This window comes from Bacillus sp. FJAT-25509 (assembly GCF_001420605.1).
In the GTDB taxonomy this organism is placed as follows: Bacteria; Bacillota; Bacilli; order Bacillales; family Bacillaceae_G; genus Gottfriedia.
In genome coordinates, this window is record NZ_LJIZ01000026.1 from 213,586 (window position 1) to 230,962 (window position 17,377).

General features: G+C 33.9%; 11 protein-coding genes, 1 pseudogene and 1 riboswitch. Of the genes and pseudogenes, 10 read left to right on the plus strand and 2 right to left on the minus strand.

What is annotated here, in order from left to right; all coding sequences use genetic code 11:
- Position 1: 1 nt before the first annotated feature.
- Together AN960_RS17125 and AN960_RS17130 are read right to left on the minus strand one after the other, a co-directional pair.
- A complete protein-coding gene (locus AN960_RS17125) occupies positions 2–382 on the minus strand; it encodes a spore germination protein (protein WP_056473876.1) in 381 nt (126 codons plus the stop codon).
- 118 nt (positions 383–500) lie between these two features.
- Positions 501–920, minus strand: a complete 420-nt coding sequence (locus AN960_RS17130) for a CBS domain-containing protein (protein ID WP_056473878.1) — start codon at positions 918–920, stop codon at positions 501–503.
- Between the two features lie 272 nt (positions 921–1,192).
- Between AN960_RS17130 and AN960_RS17135 the strand changes: the two genes are divergently transcribed.
- The 10 genes and pseudogenes from AN960_RS17135 (at position 1,193) to AN960_RS17180 (ending at position 17,254) form a co-directional block, all read left to right on the plus strand.
- A complete protein-coding gene (locus AN960_RS17135) occupies positions 1,193–1,903 on the plus strand; it encodes an SDR family NAD(P)-dependent oxidoreductase (RefSeq protein ID WP_056473880.1) in 711 nt (236 codons plus the stop codon).
- A 12-nt stretch (positions 1,904–1,915) separates the two neighbouring features.
- The gene (locus AN960_RS17140) at positions 1,916–2,284 is read left to right on the plus strand and encodes a MerR family transcriptional regulator (protein ID WP_056473882.1); all 369 of its coding nucleotides are present in this window, start codon (positions 1,916–1,918) and stop codon (positions 2,282–2,284) included.
- A 217-nt stretch (positions 2,285–2,501) separates the two neighbouring features.
- A pseudogene (locus AN960_RS24120) lies at positions 2,502–3,343 on the plus strand (ArsB/NhaD family transporter).
- A 290-nt stretch (positions 3,344–3,633) separates the two neighbouring features.
- Positions 3,634–3,822, plus strand: a complete 189-nt coding sequence (locus AN960_RS17155; RefSeq protein ID WP_056473887.1) for a hypothetical protein — start codon at positions 3,634–3,636, stop codon at positions 3,820–3,822.
- A 109-nt stretch (positions 3,823–3,931) separates the two neighbouring features.
- Positions 3,932–4,120, plus strand: a complete 189-nt coding sequence (locus AN960_RS17160; RefSeq protein WP_056473890.1) for a hypothetical protein — start codon at positions 3,932–3,934, stop codon at positions 4,118–4,120.
- Positions 4,121–4,233: 113 nt separating this feature from the next.
- Positions 4,234–4,422: a hypothetical protein gene (locus AN960_RS17165; protein ID WP_056473892.1), complete on the plus strand. Its 189-nt coding sequence runs from the start codon at positions 4,234–4,236 to the stop codon at positions 4,420–4,422.
- A 152-nt stretch (positions 4,423–4,574) separates the two neighbouring features.
- A riboswitch (cyclic di-AMP (ydaO/yuaA leader) is annotated at positions 4,575–4,709 on the plus strand.
- 128 nt (positions 4,710–4,837) lie between these two features.
- A complete protein-coding gene (gene kimA, locus AN960_RS17170) occupies positions 4,838–6,742 on the plus strand; it encodes a potassium transporter KimA (protein WP_056473893.1) in 1,905 nt (634 codons plus the stop codon).
- 409 nt (positions 6,743–7,151) lie between these two features.
- Entirely contained in the window at positions 7,152–7,586 is a 435-nt protein-coding gene (locus AN960_RS25145; RefSeq protein WP_502692555.1) for a lipase family protein, read from the plus strand.
- A 411-nt stretch (positions 7,587–7,997) separates the two neighbouring features.
- A complete protein-coding gene (locus AN960_RS24805; protein WP_286131745.1) occupies positions 7,998–8,261 on the plus strand; it encodes a dockerin type I domain-containing protein in 264 nt (87 codons plus the stop codon).
- Between the two features lie 485 nt (positions 8,262–8,746).
- Positions 8,747–17,254, plus strand: a complete 8,508-nt coding sequence (locus AN960_RS17180; protein WP_056473895.1) for an InlB B-repeat-containing protein — start codon at positions 8,747–8,749, stop codon at positions 17,252–17,254.
- Positions 17,255–17,377: the final 123 nt, after the last annotated feature.

Sequence of the window (17,377 nt, forward strand, 5' to 3'; positions counted from 1 at the left end):
CTTATAAAGCATCTTCTATAACTCTAGCTTCGAGTAAGTAAGTTACATCTATTTCTTTTATCTTTCTTCTAGTTTCCTCAAGTACTTTTTTGTCAACAAATTCATCAATGTAAACGATTGCCACATCAGTCTTTGATTTCTTCCCAAGTGAAAAGTTCTCAACAGCAAAATCCCTAGTTTGAATCATATTCGGAAGAAGATTTACATTTACTTTTAACTGTTCATTAAATCCTACTAATGATCCTTTCCCAATTCTTTGTGTATCTGGTTCGGTTAACGCCCTTTTTTGCCAATCAGCTGAATCGGCTAAAATCCCTTGATCGAACCCATCAATTAAAATAAGAGCTTTCCCTTTTGTTAAGGCTAAATAGATTTGATTCAATTCAGTAACAATAGATGGGGCCTTCGGGTCAGATAAGCTGACTTATTATTTCGTTTCTTTAATAAAAAAGAGCAACTACAAAAAAACTGTAGTTGCTCTTTTCGTAATATGAAAAGCTTTAAATACTTTCACTTTCTGATAATAATTTCTTACTACAATACTCAATTATTTCTCTTCTCTTTACCATGCCAATAAAAACGTCATGATCGTCAATTACTGGAATGAAGTTCTGATTAATTGCTCTTGTAAATAAATCTTCAATTTGTGCATTGATTGAAACTGGTGCATAAACATGATGCAAGGAAATTTCATTTAGATTTATTTTTCCTGTATTAGAAAAAGATAAACTTTCTGTATTTTTTAATTTCCATAATAAATCACCTTCAGTTAGCGTACCAACGTATTTGCCGTTATCATCAACTAAAGGAATTGCAGTAAAACGATGGTGTTCCATTTTTTCAAGTGCTTGACGCATTGTCGAGTTGATATTCATATAAACAAGTTCATTTTTGGGGGTAAAGAAAAACGCAATATTCATTTTTCGTACTCCTTAATTTTTCTAGATATAAAGTTTGATTATTCTATAATGCTGAAGTTTATAACTTCAATTCCGTTTTTTAGTAGCGGTATCTGTTTATCACTGCGATTTGATTAAAACATAAATAATATATGTTTTTCAACAATTACCTCATATTCATTTATTATTATTAAATTTAATAAAATTATAATTAAAACCCTTGACCTAAACTAAGGTTTAGGCTGTAATCTCTGATTTGTAAGCAAGAAATTTATAAATTGGAGGAAATTAAAATGACAAAATATGCTTTAGTAACAGGTGCTAATAAAGGGATTGGATTAGAAGTAGTTCGTCAATTAGCTGAAAAAGATTATCATGTTTTCTTAGGCGCACGAAATGAAGAACTAGGAATGGAAGCAGTGCAGAATTTAGGTTTTTCAAATGTAACGTTTATTCTAGTGGATGTGACTAACTCACAATCTATTCAAGATTCTTTAAATAAAATTTCGAAAGTGACTGACCACTTAGATCTATTAATAAATAATGCAGGGATTGCACCAGATTTTCATATTTTACCAAGTGAAATCAAACTTGAAACTTTACGTCAAGCATTTGAAGTGAATTTCTTCGGCACTTTCCAAATGATTCAAACTTTTTTACCATTGGTTAAAAAATCAGAAGGCGGAAAAATTATTAATGTAACGACAGATATGGCATCGCAAACATTATTTGATCGCGGAGAAACTGCAACAATAAATATTCTAGGATATAATTCCTCGAAAACTGCTAACAATTCATTGACACTTACTTTTGGTAAAGAATTTGGTAGTGATGGTCCAGAAATTTTTGGTGTTACTCCTGGATTTACAACGACTGACCTAAACGGAAATACACCTGGAGGAAAAACAACAGCTGAAGGTGCTACAATTATTACGAACTATGCATTAAGTAATATTAACTACAATGGTAAAATTCTAAATGCAAAAGGAATTATGCCTTGGTAAGGATGAGAGTTCATGAATTATACAATTGGACAAGTAGCAAAGTTGAATAGTTTAACAATTTCTCAATTAAGATATTATGATAAACAAGGCTTGTTACCTTTTCTAAAAAGAACTGAGAGTGGAGACAGAATTTTTGATGAGGACGCACTTAAATTTATTGATATGATTTTGTGTCTAAAAAATACAGGTATGCCAATTAAGAAAATAAAGCAATTTGTTGACTGGTCTATGAACGGGGAAGAAACTTTACAGCAACGTTTAAGCCTGATGATTCAACAAGAAAAAAATGTTTTAGATCAAATCAAAGAAATGGAAGAAAACTTAAATAAAATTCAGCGGAAAATTTCGAAATATGAAGATGAAATAAATGAAAGTAAATAAGAAAAAAGATAAATAAAAATGAATGTGAAACGAGGGGATCCTTAAAGTGGAGACCCTCGTTTTTTTAATAGTAAATAAGAATCGATTTCTAAATAATTTTTTTAATAAAGCTACATTTTATTAAACGGAATGAAAATTATTTCAAAGTATCTTTAATAAAAAGACTGTAATATAATTATTCAGTCTAAACAAAAAACTAGAAAGGCTGTATTGTTAATTGGTTTCAATCATTCTTGCATCATTAATTTTTATCACAACACTTGTTTTAGTAATTTGGCAGCCGAAAAATATTTCTATTGGGTGGATCGCATTTGGAGGAGCGGCCTTATCTTTCATTTTAGGGCTAGTTGATTTCCATGATGTTATCGTAGTAACCGGTATTGTATGGAATGCAACTTTTGCATTAATAGCTGTCATAATCATTTCATTGATATTAGATGAAATTGGTTTTTTTGAGTGGGCTGCTTTACATATGGTCAGTGCTGCAAATGGAAACGGGATAAAGATGTTCGTTTATATAAATGTTCTCGGAGCATTCGTCACTGCTTTTTTTACGAATGATGGTGGAGCATTAATTCTTACCCCAATTATATTAGCGATGCACCATGGACAATTGTAGTGTTTTCAATTGGAATGTATATAATTGTTTATACATTGAAGAATGTTGGTTTAACTGATGTATTAGCCCATTTAATTCATTATGTTGCTAATAAAGGAATACTAATTGCAACTCTAGGAATGGGTTTTATCTCTGCAGTTCTTTCTGCTATTATGAATAATCTTCCTACAGTAATGATTGCATCACTTGCAATTGAACATACACATACGACAGGAATTATAAAAGAAGGGCTGATTTATGCGAATGTAATTGGTTCGGACTTAGGACCAAAGATGACACCCATCGGATCTCTAGCTACTTTACTATGGTTACATGTTTTGGCACAAAAAGGGATAAAAATTTCTTATCGAACTTATTTAAAAATCGGAATTATTATAACCATTCCAGTACTTTTCATTACATTATTAGGTTTATATATTAGTCTAAACATACACCAATAAAACATCTTAATTTTACACATTGAGACAACTATTTTTTAGTTGTCTTTTTCAATTATGTTTTCGTCAACTAGCTTTATTTAAAAGTTAATAAATATGTAAACGATTACCAAAAATAAGACATCAAAAAACATTAATTTCAAGTAATCGTTTACAATACTAATTCCAAAAATCACCAATTGACGAGTGGATTTTATCATGATAAAGTTGGTCTTACGTTTAAAAACGAACGTCAAACCACGGCCATTGGTCATGGTTTTTTATATGAAAAAATCACGAAAGGAGTAATCAAAATGAAAAAAGCAATCTTATCTTTAGTAGTTGGATGTGGATTTTCTATTTTACTGACAGGGTACGAAACGAATAAGTCAGAAGTTAATAAAAAGATCTCTATGTTTAATCAAACTGAGGTACAAAACGTGCTAACAAATACTTTAGCAGTTGATAAAGCTCAAGAGATCGTTTGGAATCAAGTGCGATAATTAGTCGCGAAATTTCCGAAGTTGGTCTTACGTTAAAAAACTAACGTCAAACCACGACCATTGGTCATGGTTTTTTTATATTAAAAAATCACGAAAGGAGAAAACAAAAATGAAAAAAATTATTTTATCTTTAGTAGTTGGATGCGGATTTTCTATTTTACTGACAGGGTACGAAACGAATAATTCAGAAGTTAATAAAAAGGTCTCAACTTTTAATCAAACTGAGGTACAAAACGTGTTAACAAATACTTTAACAGTTGATAAAGCACAAGAGATCGTTTGGAATCAAGCGCGATAATTAGTCGCGAATTTTCCGTAGAACTGGTCTTACGTTTAAAAACGAACGTCAAACCACGACCATTGGTCATGGTTTTTTTTTATTTGAAAATAATCGAGAGAGGAGAGTACAAAATGAAAAAAGTAATTTTATCTTTAGTAGTTGGATGTGGATTTTCTATTTTATTGACGGGTTACGAAACAAATATGTCAGAAGCTAATAAAAAGATCTCAACGGTTAATCAAACAGAAGTGCAAAACGTATTAATGAACTCTTTAGCTACGGGAAAGTCACAACAAATTGTTTGGAATCAAGTACGCTAATAAGTATAAGATTGGGATTTAACCATACTTGATTCTTAAATTCTTTTATTTTGAGATTTAAATTTTTTTATTGTAAATTTTAAAAAAAGTCTCTTTACAAATTTATCCTGAAGTTATATATTTACATTTAAATTCTATATTTTTCTAATTCATAACCATAGTTGCTTAATCTTAAAAAGAGCGGGGGAACCATTTCTTTATTGGGGTGAATCCTTTTTTGTAAAGGTAGGGGTATTCTTTAATCCCGAATCCGACAGCTAACCTCGTAAGCATTTAAAGAAGGGGGTTTATTTAGTATTGTTTTTAAACACTAAGTAAAGCTTAGTGTTTTTTTGTATGCAAAAAAGTGGAAATTGGTAGTTTTTACCAAGGTATTGTTAGTTTTATTGCTTTTTTAAGAAAAGGGGAGAAATTTATGCATCATCCGTCCGAATATATAGAAATTGGACTATTTATTTTAGCGATTTTTGGGATTTATTATTCGATATCAAATTTTAATAGTGTAAAACGCGTATTTATTGGCAGACCTATGAGAACAGCTGAAATTCATGCACAGCATAATAAGTTGATTTGGTTTATTGCCCTGCCAATTCTAGCAGCCGATTTGTATTCATCTGTATCGTATGGACCAGAGGCGGGAATGACCGAGTTGCTCGGTCTAGGGGTTAAAGCACACTGGTATATCATACCGATTACGATCGCAACTGTTCTTTTATTAGGAATACTTATTCTTTCATATATTATGGGTATTTTAGCTTATCCCAGTGGTGGCGGAGCATATGCAATTGCCAAGGACAATTTCAAACCTCGATGGGTTTCACTCGTCGCTTCAAGCTCACTTTTAGTTGATTATATTTTAACAGTTGCGGTTTCAGTTTCCGCTGCTCTTGAAGCAGTGTCATCTGCATACCCAGCAGTTAAACCTTATGAAACAGTTTTAGCGATATTTTGTGTATTTTTATTATTAGTTGTTAATCTTCGTGGGGTTGCTGAATCAGCTAAAATATTTGCGTGGCCAACATTTGGCTTTATGATCTGTATGTTGCTTTTGATTTTTACCGGATTTTTTGACGAATTCCAAAATGGTTTTGTACAGCACCATACACCTACATTTGGTACAGTTCCACAAGGATTAAGTATTTTACTTGTTTTAAAAGCATTTAGTTCTGCATGTTCTGCTTTAACAGGTATTGAAACCATTTCAAATGCAGTACCAGTTTTTAGAGAACCTCGTCAAAAAAATGCGATTAAAACATATATAGCATTAGGCGTAATTACTTCAATTACACTTTTAGGCTTTGCATATCATTTATATGTAAACGGAATTTCACCTAATCCAAATGATACGATGTTATCTCAATTAATAAAGGTGTATTTTGGTCAAGGGATTTTATATCAAGTAATCATTTGGTTTACATTTATCATTTTAATTTTGGCAGCTAACTCGACTTTTACAGGATTTTCACAGTTAGCAGCAATCGTTGCAGCTGATGGTTTTTTACCTAGAGGATTTACAAACAGAGGGGATCGTTTAGGTTACTCAAATGGAATTATTGCACTTGCTGCAGCAGCTAGTATATTAATTATTGCATTCCAAGCTCATACAAATGCGCTGATTCCACTTTACGCAATTGGTGTGTTTTTATCTTTTACAATTGCTCAATTAGGTTTAACAAGAAGGTGGAAGCGAGTAAAAGGTCCGAATTGGCAAGGCAAATTAGCAATCAATATTATTGGTTTAATCGTAACATCTGTTGTAACCGTAATCTTTGCAGTTACAAAATTTGCAGATGGTGCTTGGGTTGTATTAGTTGTCATTCCAACAATAATTCTCTTCTCATTAGCTATTTATAAACATTATCAAAATGTATCAAGCGAATTAAGTATCGATTTAAGTTCTTTTCAACCGGAAGCAAATAAAGTTATTACAGTTGTATTAGTTTCAGGAACTCATCGAGTTGTGCATAATACATTATCATTTGCAAAAGGTATTGCAACAGAACCGATAGCTGTTTATGTTGGATTTGATGATGAATCAATTAAGAGAATGGAAGAAAAATGGGAAGAATGGGGTAATCCATGTCGCTTAGTCGTTCTAAAAAGCCCGTATCGTTCAGTACTTGCACCAATTTCAAGATTCATTAAATTAATTGAAGGAAACGAGCCAGATAGCCACATCCAAATTGTGATTCCACAATTTATACCTAAAAAATGGTGGCATAATCTTCTTCATAATCAAACGGCACTTTTACTTAGACTTTGGTTAATAAGTCAAAAGGATGTAGTTGTTACGACGGTTCCTTATCATTTGAGAAAATAATGTTTTTATTAGTAGAAAACAAAACAATTTGTAAAAAAGAGTCTGCGAAAGACTCTTTTTTTTACGAATTTTTATAATTATTCTAAAAGTAAAATGTATATGTGAAAACATAAACTAATCTTAAATAGGGATATGAAACATACAATATATGAGGTATTAGGTTGGAAATTCTTATTTCAAGAAAAGGGAGGACGTGGAAATTTGAGACTCTCAGACAAAAGGAATAGTTTGAATAGTTAAGAGGCTATATTACTGGCTTAGCTATCAAACGTATTTACTATTCTTTAATGGAACAATTACTTTACCAAAAGGCTACGAGCTAAAATATATTATTCATGCTGATGTAAACGTAGAGAATCCTACAAATGAGGTATTTTGGTTTATTGCTGAATCAAAGGAAAACATCATAATCTCTTTTAGAGGGTACGCTTCTTATCCTGCAGACCTTATTGCAGCGTATGACATTCTTCAAGTTGATTATCTATTTGTTAAAAATAGTGGTAAAACTTCTCGAGGCTTTACATGTATTTATCAATCTACAAGGAACAAATTATTTAAAGAATTAAACAAACTTTCAATGAACAAAAAGCTATTTATTACCGGCCATAACTATGGTGGTGCGTTGGCAATATTAGCAACATTAGATATTATAATGAATTCAAAATTTAAGAATGCTTCAGTATATACTTTTGGTAGTCCGCGTGTAGGTGATCCTGACTTTGTTTATCGATTCAATCAAGAGGTAAAAAATAATAAAAGAATCGTAAATATTCATGATTTATTTGAAACTTTCCCAGAAAAATTTTATCCCCCTCCATTTACAGAAGAAGGATTATATTATTAGAATGTAAACCATAATTATCCAGTATCTTTTCAATTAAATAGTATCGCTCGTAATCATTATATTGGATGTTATTTTAGTACCATTAGTAGACTGGATCCGGTAATTACTACTGCGTTATGTTCTAAAAATCCTGGTTTTTGTCCAAATGTAAAAATATGTACTCCTTACAAAGGAAACTGCGTTGAAAAAAAAATGATAATTGAAGGTCTGCTCAAGTCCGTGTAAACCAAGGATTTGAGTTTTTTTATAGTCATCTCGTCATCAAAAATTAAGTCTTTATTAATTGTTTTTAATGATTCAACTTATTAATGTAACGATAATATTCCCCAATTTCAAGTGTATTTTAAATAACAAAAATCTACAAATCGCGTCAATGGAATATGAATATCTCTTGAAAAATCTATAATAAATATATTATCTCCTGCGAAAGCTGGCGATACAAATAAAGATAATGTCATTGGTATTTTAGATGCTCTAAATATACAAACATATTGGGGAACAAATAAAGTATCTGCTGATTTGAACTTCGATGGTGTTGTAAATAAAAAGGATATGGATTATGTAATTAAAAACTTAGGATTACAAAATAGTACAGTTCCAAACCTGCCTAAAGCTAAGATTTCATATAAAGGCGTAACACTTGATGACGTGTTAACTCAATTAGGTTTAAAATAATAGTAAAATTTCGAAAATGTTATAAAAAGATTAGAAAAATATAAAAAATTATAGAATCATAAAAAACTATCATTCTTTTTTAACTTTAAGTTTGATAGTTTTTTTTGTATAAATTGGAATTTTAAATTTTAAAAGTTTTTTAATGAAAATTCTGAAATTATACGAAATTCCCCCAAATTTTAAAAAATTCAAAATTTTTACGATTTAACTTTGTTTTTATACTTTGCTCAGGTTTAAAAATTAAGTCTTTATTAATCATATTCGCCCGAAAATCCTCCTTTTTTACAAAAAAAATTCATTTTTCTACGTTTTCTTATTCAAAAATGAAACAAAAAACGCTAAATTCCCCCAATACAAGACAAATAAATCTTGGAGTAAAATTTAATTATCCAATTGTTAAGAATAGTTTTTTTATTCATGAATTTTCTGTAAAAACATCTAACAATTGATTGTAAGTGGATGATTTATCTAATGGGGGGGAAAACATGGAAAAGAGAAAATTATCAAGAAAGAGTATGAAGCCAACTAAAAAGATGATCTCAGTCTTTGCGTTAAGTTCAATGTTTTTAAACGTTGCGATTCCTCAAAGTTTTGCAAGTACAAATGCTGAGACTAAACTGAATCAACAAGATTCATCTAGTAATACTTTTGATGCGAAAGAAGTAAACCGTATTCTTGACGGCCTTACTGCTGAACAAAAAGCAAATATTAATAAGCTAACTGGGGCAGATAACGCTCAAAAAATTCATGTGGACAAAAAGGATTTAACTGGTTCAAAAAAGATTAATGTAATTGTTCAATTTAAAGAAGATCCAGCTAAGATCCAAATCATAAAGCAATCTCTAGCTAAAGGGGGAGCAACTGCAAATAGTCAAGCATTTGCAAGTGAATATTCTGATGCACAACAAAGGGTTAAAGACTCTCATGCTAAATTTAAAAGCTTTGTGAATGGACAGCCTAAGACGCAAATAGTTGGCGGTAAGTCTGTCAATACTTCTATGGGGATTACACGTGAATTCACAGATGCATTTAATGGTGTATCATTAACTTTACCTGCAAATCAAGTAGAAAAACTTGCGGAAAATCCAGAAGTTGCTTCTATTTGGTCGGAAGTAGAATATTCTGTTCCAGAAGATAATTCTTCCCAAGCTGTAGCGACAAGTAGAGCTGCAGGGAAGCCAACAGGTGGGCTTTCTTATTTAGGTATTGATAAACTTCAAGCTGAAGGTAATACTGGTATCATTAAATCAGGTCCACGTGCAGGACAAAAGGTTAAGGTTGGTATATTAGATACTGGTATTGATTATAATCACCCAGATTTGAAGGCTGTTTATAAAGGTGGACATGACTTAGTTAATAATGAAGGATTAGATGCAAACGGAAACGTTAAATACGTAGATGACCATGATCCAATGGAAACAACTTATGAGGATTGGTTAGCGGATAGAGCGGATCCCGATGTAATCTCTGGGACACCTCCTGCAGATTATAAGCCATATATTACGTCTCATGGAACTCACGTTGCTGGGACGATTGCAGCGAATACAACGAATAATAATGATGTTTATTCGGCTAATGGGGTAGCTCCAGATGTAGACCTTTATAGCTATCGTGTATTAGGACCGGGTGGACATGGTACAACAGAATCTGTATTAAATGGTATAGACCTGGCAGTAAAAGATCACATGGATGTGATTAATCTTTCTCTTGGTGCAAATATTAATAACCCATATTATCCAACTAGTATTGCTATTAACAATGCTACTTTAGCAGGTGTTGTCTGTGATGTTGCAGCAGGTAACGCTGGTCCTGGACAAGCTACAGTCGGTTCACCAGGGTCTTCAGCATTAGCAATTACTGTTGGCGCAAGTACGATACCTGAACAAATTGCAACAATGACAATTAAGAATGGTCCAGTTTCTTATAAAGCACGTTTATTCGGTAAAGACTTTTCACAATCAGATGATGCTTATAAAGGGCAATCACTACCAATCGTCGATGTTGGTTTAGGAAGTGAAGCAGATTATAGTGGAATTGATGTGAAAGGTAAACTTGTTCTAGTTAAGCGTGGAGTTGACTACTTACAAACAAAAATGTCAAATGCTAAAAATGCTGGAGCAGCGGGTATGATTATCTGGGATAATACGGCCGATCCAGATAGCCAAGGCTATATACCTAACTTCTTAGGTGTCAGTATGGATAATGTTTATTCAGTTTCATTGACACAATCACAAGGACAAGCTCTGTCTGATGCAATTAAAAAAGACCCTAAATCAGCTAACATTACTTTCCCATCTACACTTGATACACCAATTAGTAAGAGTGGAGATGAGTTGGCAAGCTTTAGTTCAACAGGTCCAGTTAAAGATTGGACAATTAAACCTGACGTTGTAGCTCCTGGTGTTGATATTTCTTCAACAGCTCCATACGATATTTGGGAGCCACAAAACGATAAAACTCATGATTATAAACTTGCGTATCAGATCATGTCGGGTACTTCAATGGCAACACCACACGTTGCTGGGATTTCAGCTTTAGTTTTAGCTGCACATCCAGATTATACACCTGCAGATGTTAAGACGGCATTAATGAATACAGCTAAAAGTATTGACACAGATTCAAAGACTCATAGCGTATATCAAGTAGGAGCAGGACGTGTTGATCCGGCTCGTGCAATCGCTGCAGATGTTAAAGTCCAAGTTTTAGATAAAACAGTTACTTTTGACGATCCTTCAGATGCATCAACAGCTCATGAAGTTGATAACTTGACTGGAAGCATGTTCTTTGGTTTCAAAGGTAGAGGAGAAGGTGCAACGAACGGTTCTGATGATGTGGTTTCTTCAAAAGACTTTAATGTTTCAAATCTAGGAACTGGTAGTAAAACATTCAATGTAAGTACTGCATTTATTACATCAAAATTTGCTGGATCGAATAAAGTAGGTCCTGGCACAGGAAATGATGTAAAAATCGATTTTTCTGTCGATGGGAAAAATGTGAACTCTATTAATGTGGGCGGAGGAAGTACTGTTAAAGCAAATGCAAAAATTACAGTTCCCTCAAATTCATTAGATGGTACTTACGAAGGTTATATTAACCTTGTAAACTCAAAGGACCCATCAGAAACTTATCGTATTCCGTTTACGATTACAGTTGCGGAAAAAGGAATTAATAAATTCCAAGTAGCGATAAAAGCGGCGGCAGAAGGAAATCTTACTGCTTATAATTTATCGGTAAATAACGAAATGAAAGACTTATATATTGCCATAAAAGACAAGGATGGAAAATATATCGGTATAGCTAACACGTTATCAACCGGTAGTAATTTGATCCCAGGTGTTCAGTATGGACCACTTATAACACTTTTTAGTGGATGGTATCTTCCATTTACAAAGGCATACGATGGAACATATGACAGTTCTGGCATCTCAAACAAAGTGGAAGTGCTAAAAGAAGGTGCTTACTCACTCGAGTTGATTGCAACTGGTAAAGATGGAAAACGTTACACAGCGGAAGATACGGTCTATGTTGACGGTACACCACCAACAATGAAGATGGATCAAGACTCCAAGGGTGGAATTTATGAAATTGATACTGCAGGGTACTTGCCTGGACAAGAAATAAAAGGATTCCGTGGTACAGTTTATGACTCAAACATAGACGTGATGAAAAACAATGGAGAAACGTCAGTGCCAAGCCCTAAGGATGGCGTAACGCCAGTTCCAGTTGATCAAGCTTTGAACAGTGTTATAGGTTATCAAGATAGTTCGTTCCCAACAGTTTACTTCGATACTGATGCGAAAGGTCGCTTCCATTTTGGGGTGACTGCTGAGGATGTAGCAAATAAAATGGGTAGTGAATTTTATATTGAGCCTCAGGATTATTCAGGTGAAAGTGATGGAGATGTATACGGACAGACTTATTTTTTCATTAAAAAGGGAAATCCGTATGTCACGTTAACTTCATCTAATGGAGTAGACGCAGGACCAGGTAACGAAGATAAAGTAGTCGTTGATAATAATAAACCATTCAAAATGACAATGACAACTAAGTATGGAGTAGGAATGACCGGCGGTAAATTTTTGCTGAATAGTCACAATGTCTATGAATTCAGTAATATTCGCCTTACGGATGAGTATAAAAATTACTTAATCAGTAAAGGTATTGATCCGACTAAAGTTCTTACGGTAGGTCAACCTTATAAACATCCAACTTATGGAGTTGGCTTAACAACAGATGTGACGATTTCAAATATAGGTTCAGCGGGTGCACTTGATCATGATATGCCGATTATAGAAGCAGATGTGACCTATAACAGTCCTGATCCAGTAACAGGGCAATTCGAATATCAATTACTACAAGCGAATTTAACTTTGTCAGGTGAAGATACAAGAGTCCCTTGGTTCCCAACAAATGTACCTTATGTAAGACAGAATATCTCTGTACTTAGAGGGCAAGTGGCAGCGGAATCTTTCGCAAGAAATAATATAAATAACCAATATCCTCAATTTACGGTTGATTCTGGTGCGAAGGTAACTGCTACGGATGATAAAGGGAATAAATTTACAACGGACCAACCAACATCATTTAATAATACAATGGCATATACGTTTATCAACCCATATTATGCTCTGACAATGGGTGTTAGTGATAAACCGTATTCAGTCGAAGCAAGTGTACCAGGACACTTTAAAGGATATGAAAAAACACCTGTAATTGGTGAAAACAAATTCGGTTATCAATCAGGTACTATAAAGGATATTCGAGGTTTATTCCCGATCCTTTTAGGTGGAGACGTAAATGGCGACAATGTCATTGATATGAATGACCTTGTTTCAGAAATCCAAGCATATTTAGATTTTGATTTCCTTAAAGGTGTAGGTGCACCTTCAGCCGAAAAAGCAGCTTTCTTTACTGGATCGACTGATCATAGAAATAATGACATCAGTTATGCATTCTCAGGTCAAAACGCATTTGGTGGTATCTCATTTAGTGACATCAATTACAATGATTTTTACTATATCTTTAAAAACTTTGGGGTGAAAAATGATAGTGCAATTGCTGCAGGTAAAACAGTTGCAGAGCCTCAGAAAAAATTGGCAAATGATATAACGATTACTTCTAATAGAGGAACATATACTGATCCTAAACTTGATTCGAAAGTTAAAACAATTAGTTTAAAAGCTGGCGATGGTATAAATGAAGTAATGAAAGCACTAAATTTTACACCTCCAGCTCAAGCAAACATAACAGCACCAATGTTACAAGACTTGCAAAATGGAGCAACAATTTCGATGTCACCTTCAAGCACGGTGTTCGTTGATGATGTAGTATGGAGAAAATCAATTACACAAATTATGCTAGGTTCAACTGATGTAACGAATTTAGTAACAATCAACCCAGCATATTTATATCTTGATGCAAATGGTGCACAGCAAACTATGCCATCAAAAATTACGTTCCCAGGTTCTTTATTCCCGACGGCAACGAATTACACTGTTACAGTGAAAGCGACAGGCTACCAAGATTTAACGAAGCCTATAACTGTATCAGCAGTACCGATTCCGACGCCTACAATTCCAATTACTACTGATCCAACAGTAGCGCATATTGGAAAGGACTTAACATTAACCTTCCCAGAAGATGCGAAATGGCGAAATGGAATCAATAAAGTGATCGTGACAACTAATAATAAACAGAGCATTGATATTAGTAATTTAATCAATCCAGATACAAATCAAAAATATTACGATATTAGTAAACCAGGTCAAATTACGTTTAATGCGAAAACATTTATGACAGATTCGACTCTTGATCCTAAAAATGGAACATCATATATTAATGCGACTGTCAACCCTGGTGGGAAAAATTATTTGCCACAACTATACAGATTTACAATTGGCTCAGTAGGTGCAGATGGTACGAATTACCCGGATGTCATCGCAGGTTCTGATCCTGTTTACACAGGTCAACAACCAGTTGGATATACTGTTAATTTTAACAGCCAAGGCGGGTCAGCAATCAAACCGATGGCGATAGGTTACAAGGCAGGCAATAGTAGAACGGATGGTCCGAATAGCGATTTATTCTCATACATGAAACCTGCACCAACTAAACCTGGTTATAAATTCCTAGGTTGGTTTAATGAAGCAGAAGGTAAAACACAGTGGGATCCAGTATCATTTCCTGCAATAGGAGACACAACCGTTTATGCAAAATGGCAAATGAATACGACTCAAAGTTATTCACCAGTTGATAAAGCGAACCCGAATGGACTAAAATTTGACGGAAGTAGCGGTGCAAGTGGGATAGGATGGGTACTTGGTGAAGGCGATTTAAAAATCAGTATCCCAGATTATTTAACGAATGTTTCTTGGCTAACGAGTAAAGATAAAATTGCAAAAATTGAAGCGAAATTTTATCAGATAAAGAGCGATGGTTCAACGGAAACGACAGCAACACCTTATACATTAGACCCAAGTACTTATAGCTTGTCGTCTAACGGAAGTAATGGAGTTCTATCCTTTACAACAGCTACACATGATCAGGCTGTTAAAGCAGGTCAAACCAAATTAGGAGAAAAGTTTGCATTTAGTGAAATGCCATCGCTAAATTTTAACAAAGGATATGATTTAACTATAACATCGACAACAGGCGAAATTGTTACAATACCAGGTGTACAACTTGGATATAGACGCCATATTGATTTAAACGGTGGTTCGTTAAAGAATGCAAATGATACATTCTTCGCTGATGCATTAGTCAATGGAAAAACAACTGCGCCAACTATGAGTATGGGTTCAGCACATGTAATAAATGGAAATTTAACGATAAGTAATGACCTATATTTGAACGCAGCTGGTACAAGTGATAAGAAATCTGATATTACAACAAATCCTAAAGTACTAACAGATAATTCAACTTTCTATCTATGTTGGATGAAAGTACCACCAACGGTTAATAAAGACGTTGCAGGAAACATTGTAGGTAGTGATATTACATTAACATTTACTGATGACGGCATATGGAAAAACAATATTAAGGCTGTACAAATCGGCGCTAAAACATTAGATCTAAATAAGGATTACACAATCTCAAATAATAATATTACACTTAAAGCAAATCTGTTCTCAGTTGGACAAAAGTTCAATGTAACGATTGTTTCAGAAGGATATAAAGATGTTACAGTGACTGATCAAGTTGTCGGTTATACGGTAACTTTTGCATCAAATGGTGGAGATCCAGTTCCAGCTCAAATCGTAGACAGAAATGCGACAAAACCAGTTGATCCAACAAAAGTTGGCTACAAGTTCTATGGTTGGTATACAGATCAAAATCTAACAATGCCATATGATTTTGATACGATTGTAACAAAACCAATCACACTTTATGCGAAATATGCCCTAGCTGGTTCTGTTGTGACAGCAGATACAAAGGATAATGTACTAGGGAACGATATGGTGTTAGAGTTCAGTGATAATGAATGGGCAACTGCGATTACAAGCATTAAACTTAACGGTAGTGCGGTAGATGGATCGAAATACAATGTGGATAAAGTTAACCGTACGATTACCCTAGATAAGAGCTTGTTCACAAGAACGAGAGATTATACGATTACGATTAATGCTACTGACTATGCTGATGTGACAGTAGTCCAAAAAGTAGGAAATGGATATAATGTGCATTTCGTCCTTCCAGGTGACGCACCATCTGAAGTAAAAGATGGAACGAAAGATCAAATTGTAGCACGCAGAATAACAGCACCAATTGTTCATGGTTATGAGTTGACTTGGTACGCTGATGCAGATCGTACAATCCCTTGGGATTTCACAAATTCAATTTACTCTGCAAAAACACTTTACGGAACATGGAAACCAGCAAAATACACTGTCATCTATGACACGCAAGATGCTGGACTTGTAGTTTCAGTAAAAGCTGAGTACAATTCATTACTTGATGAAACAAAACCAACAAGAACTGGATACACATTCGTTGGTTGGTATAAAGATGCAGAATTAAAAACGCCATGGAACTTTGCAACTGATAAAGTATCTGGTGACATGGTTCTATATGCTAAGTGGAAAGTTAACTCTTATACGGTTCACTTTAATAGTAATGGTGGAAGTCAAGTAGCTGACAAAACTGCAAATTATAACACTGGTATCACTGCACCGACAACAACTAGAACGGGTTACACATTCGTTGGATGGTACGAGGATGCTGCAGGTAATGTAGCTTGGAACTTTGCAAAAGATAAAGTGACAAATGACACTACGCTATATGCGAAGTGGAAAATTAATTCGTATAAAGTAAGTTATGTAAGCAATGGTGGTTCTACAGTTCCTGCACAAACTGCAAATTACAATAGCGTCATTAATTTACCAAAACCAACAAAAGCAGGTTATACATTTGCTGGATGGTATAAAGATGCATCATTAAAAACGCCAGTAGGAAATTCTGTTAAACTTACAGGCAACATCACACTTTATGCAAAATGGAACATTAACACGTATACAGTTAAATTTAACAGTAACGGAGGAAGTTCAGTTACTTCTAAAACAGCAATTTACAATGCAACAATTAGCCAACCGAAGTCACCAACAAGAAAAGGCTATGCATTCATTGGATGGTACAAAGATGCTGCAGGTAAAGTAGCTTGGAACTTCGCAAAAGATCGCGTTACAGCTAACACTACAATTTACGCTAAATGGGTAGCAATTCCTGCTAAACCATCAAATGCGAAATTAACGAAAGCTGGAAAAGATTCTGTTAAATTAACTTGGTCAAAAGTATCAGGTGCAACTGGATATGAAATTGTTAAATCAACATCAAAAACAGGATCATATTCTCACCTAACTAGCGTGACAACAACTAATTACACGAACAAAGGATTAAGTAAAGGTAAAACATACTATTACAAAATCCGTTCTTACAAAATGGTTGGATCGCAAAAAATTTATGGTGATTGGACAAACGTAATGTCTATTAAACTATAAAAAGTGAAATAACAGGCAGTACAATTTACTCTTAAGTAACAAAGTCAAAAAGGGTGTTTTTGAAATTAAGAAGATTGATTAAACACCCTTTTTGAAAGTAATACGATTCGATCATCTTTTTTC

What these genes read in the sequence shown, in the direction of transcription:
- AN960_RS17140 (WP_056473882.1), top strand. Translation starts at nt 1,916, where the DNA reads ATGAATTATACAATTGGACAAGTAGCAAAGTTGAATAGTTTAACAATT.
- AN960_RS17155 (WP_056473887.1), top strand. Translation starts at nt 3,634, where the DNA reads ATGAAAAAAGCAATCTTATCTTTAGTAGTTGGATGTGGATTTTCTATT.
- AN960_RS17165 (WP_056473892.1), top strand. Translation starts at nt 4,234, where the DNA reads ATGAAAAAAGTAATTTTATCTTTAGTAGTTGGATGTGGATTTTCTATT.
- kimA (WP_056473893.1), top strand. Translation starts at nt 4,838, where the DNA reads ATGCATCATCCGTCCGAATATATAGAAATTGGACTATTTATTTTAGCG.
- AN960_RS17180 (WP_056473895.1), top strand. Translation starts at nt 8,747, where the DNA reads ATGGAAAAGAGAAAATTATCAAGAAAGAGTATGAAGCCAACTAAAAAG.
- AN960_RS17160 (WP_056473890.1), top strand. Translation starts at nt 3,932, where the DNA reads ATGAAAAAAATTATTTTATCTTTAGTAGTTGGATGCGGATTTTCTATT.
- AN960_RS17135 (WP_056473880.1), top strand. Translation starts at nt 1,193, where the DNA reads ATGACAAAATATGCTTTAGTAACAGGTGCTAATAAAGGGATTGGATTA.
- AN960_RS17130 (WP_056473878.1), bottom strand. Translation starts at nt 920, where the DNA reads ATGAATATTGCGTTTTTCTTTACCCCCAAAAATGAACTTGTTTATATG.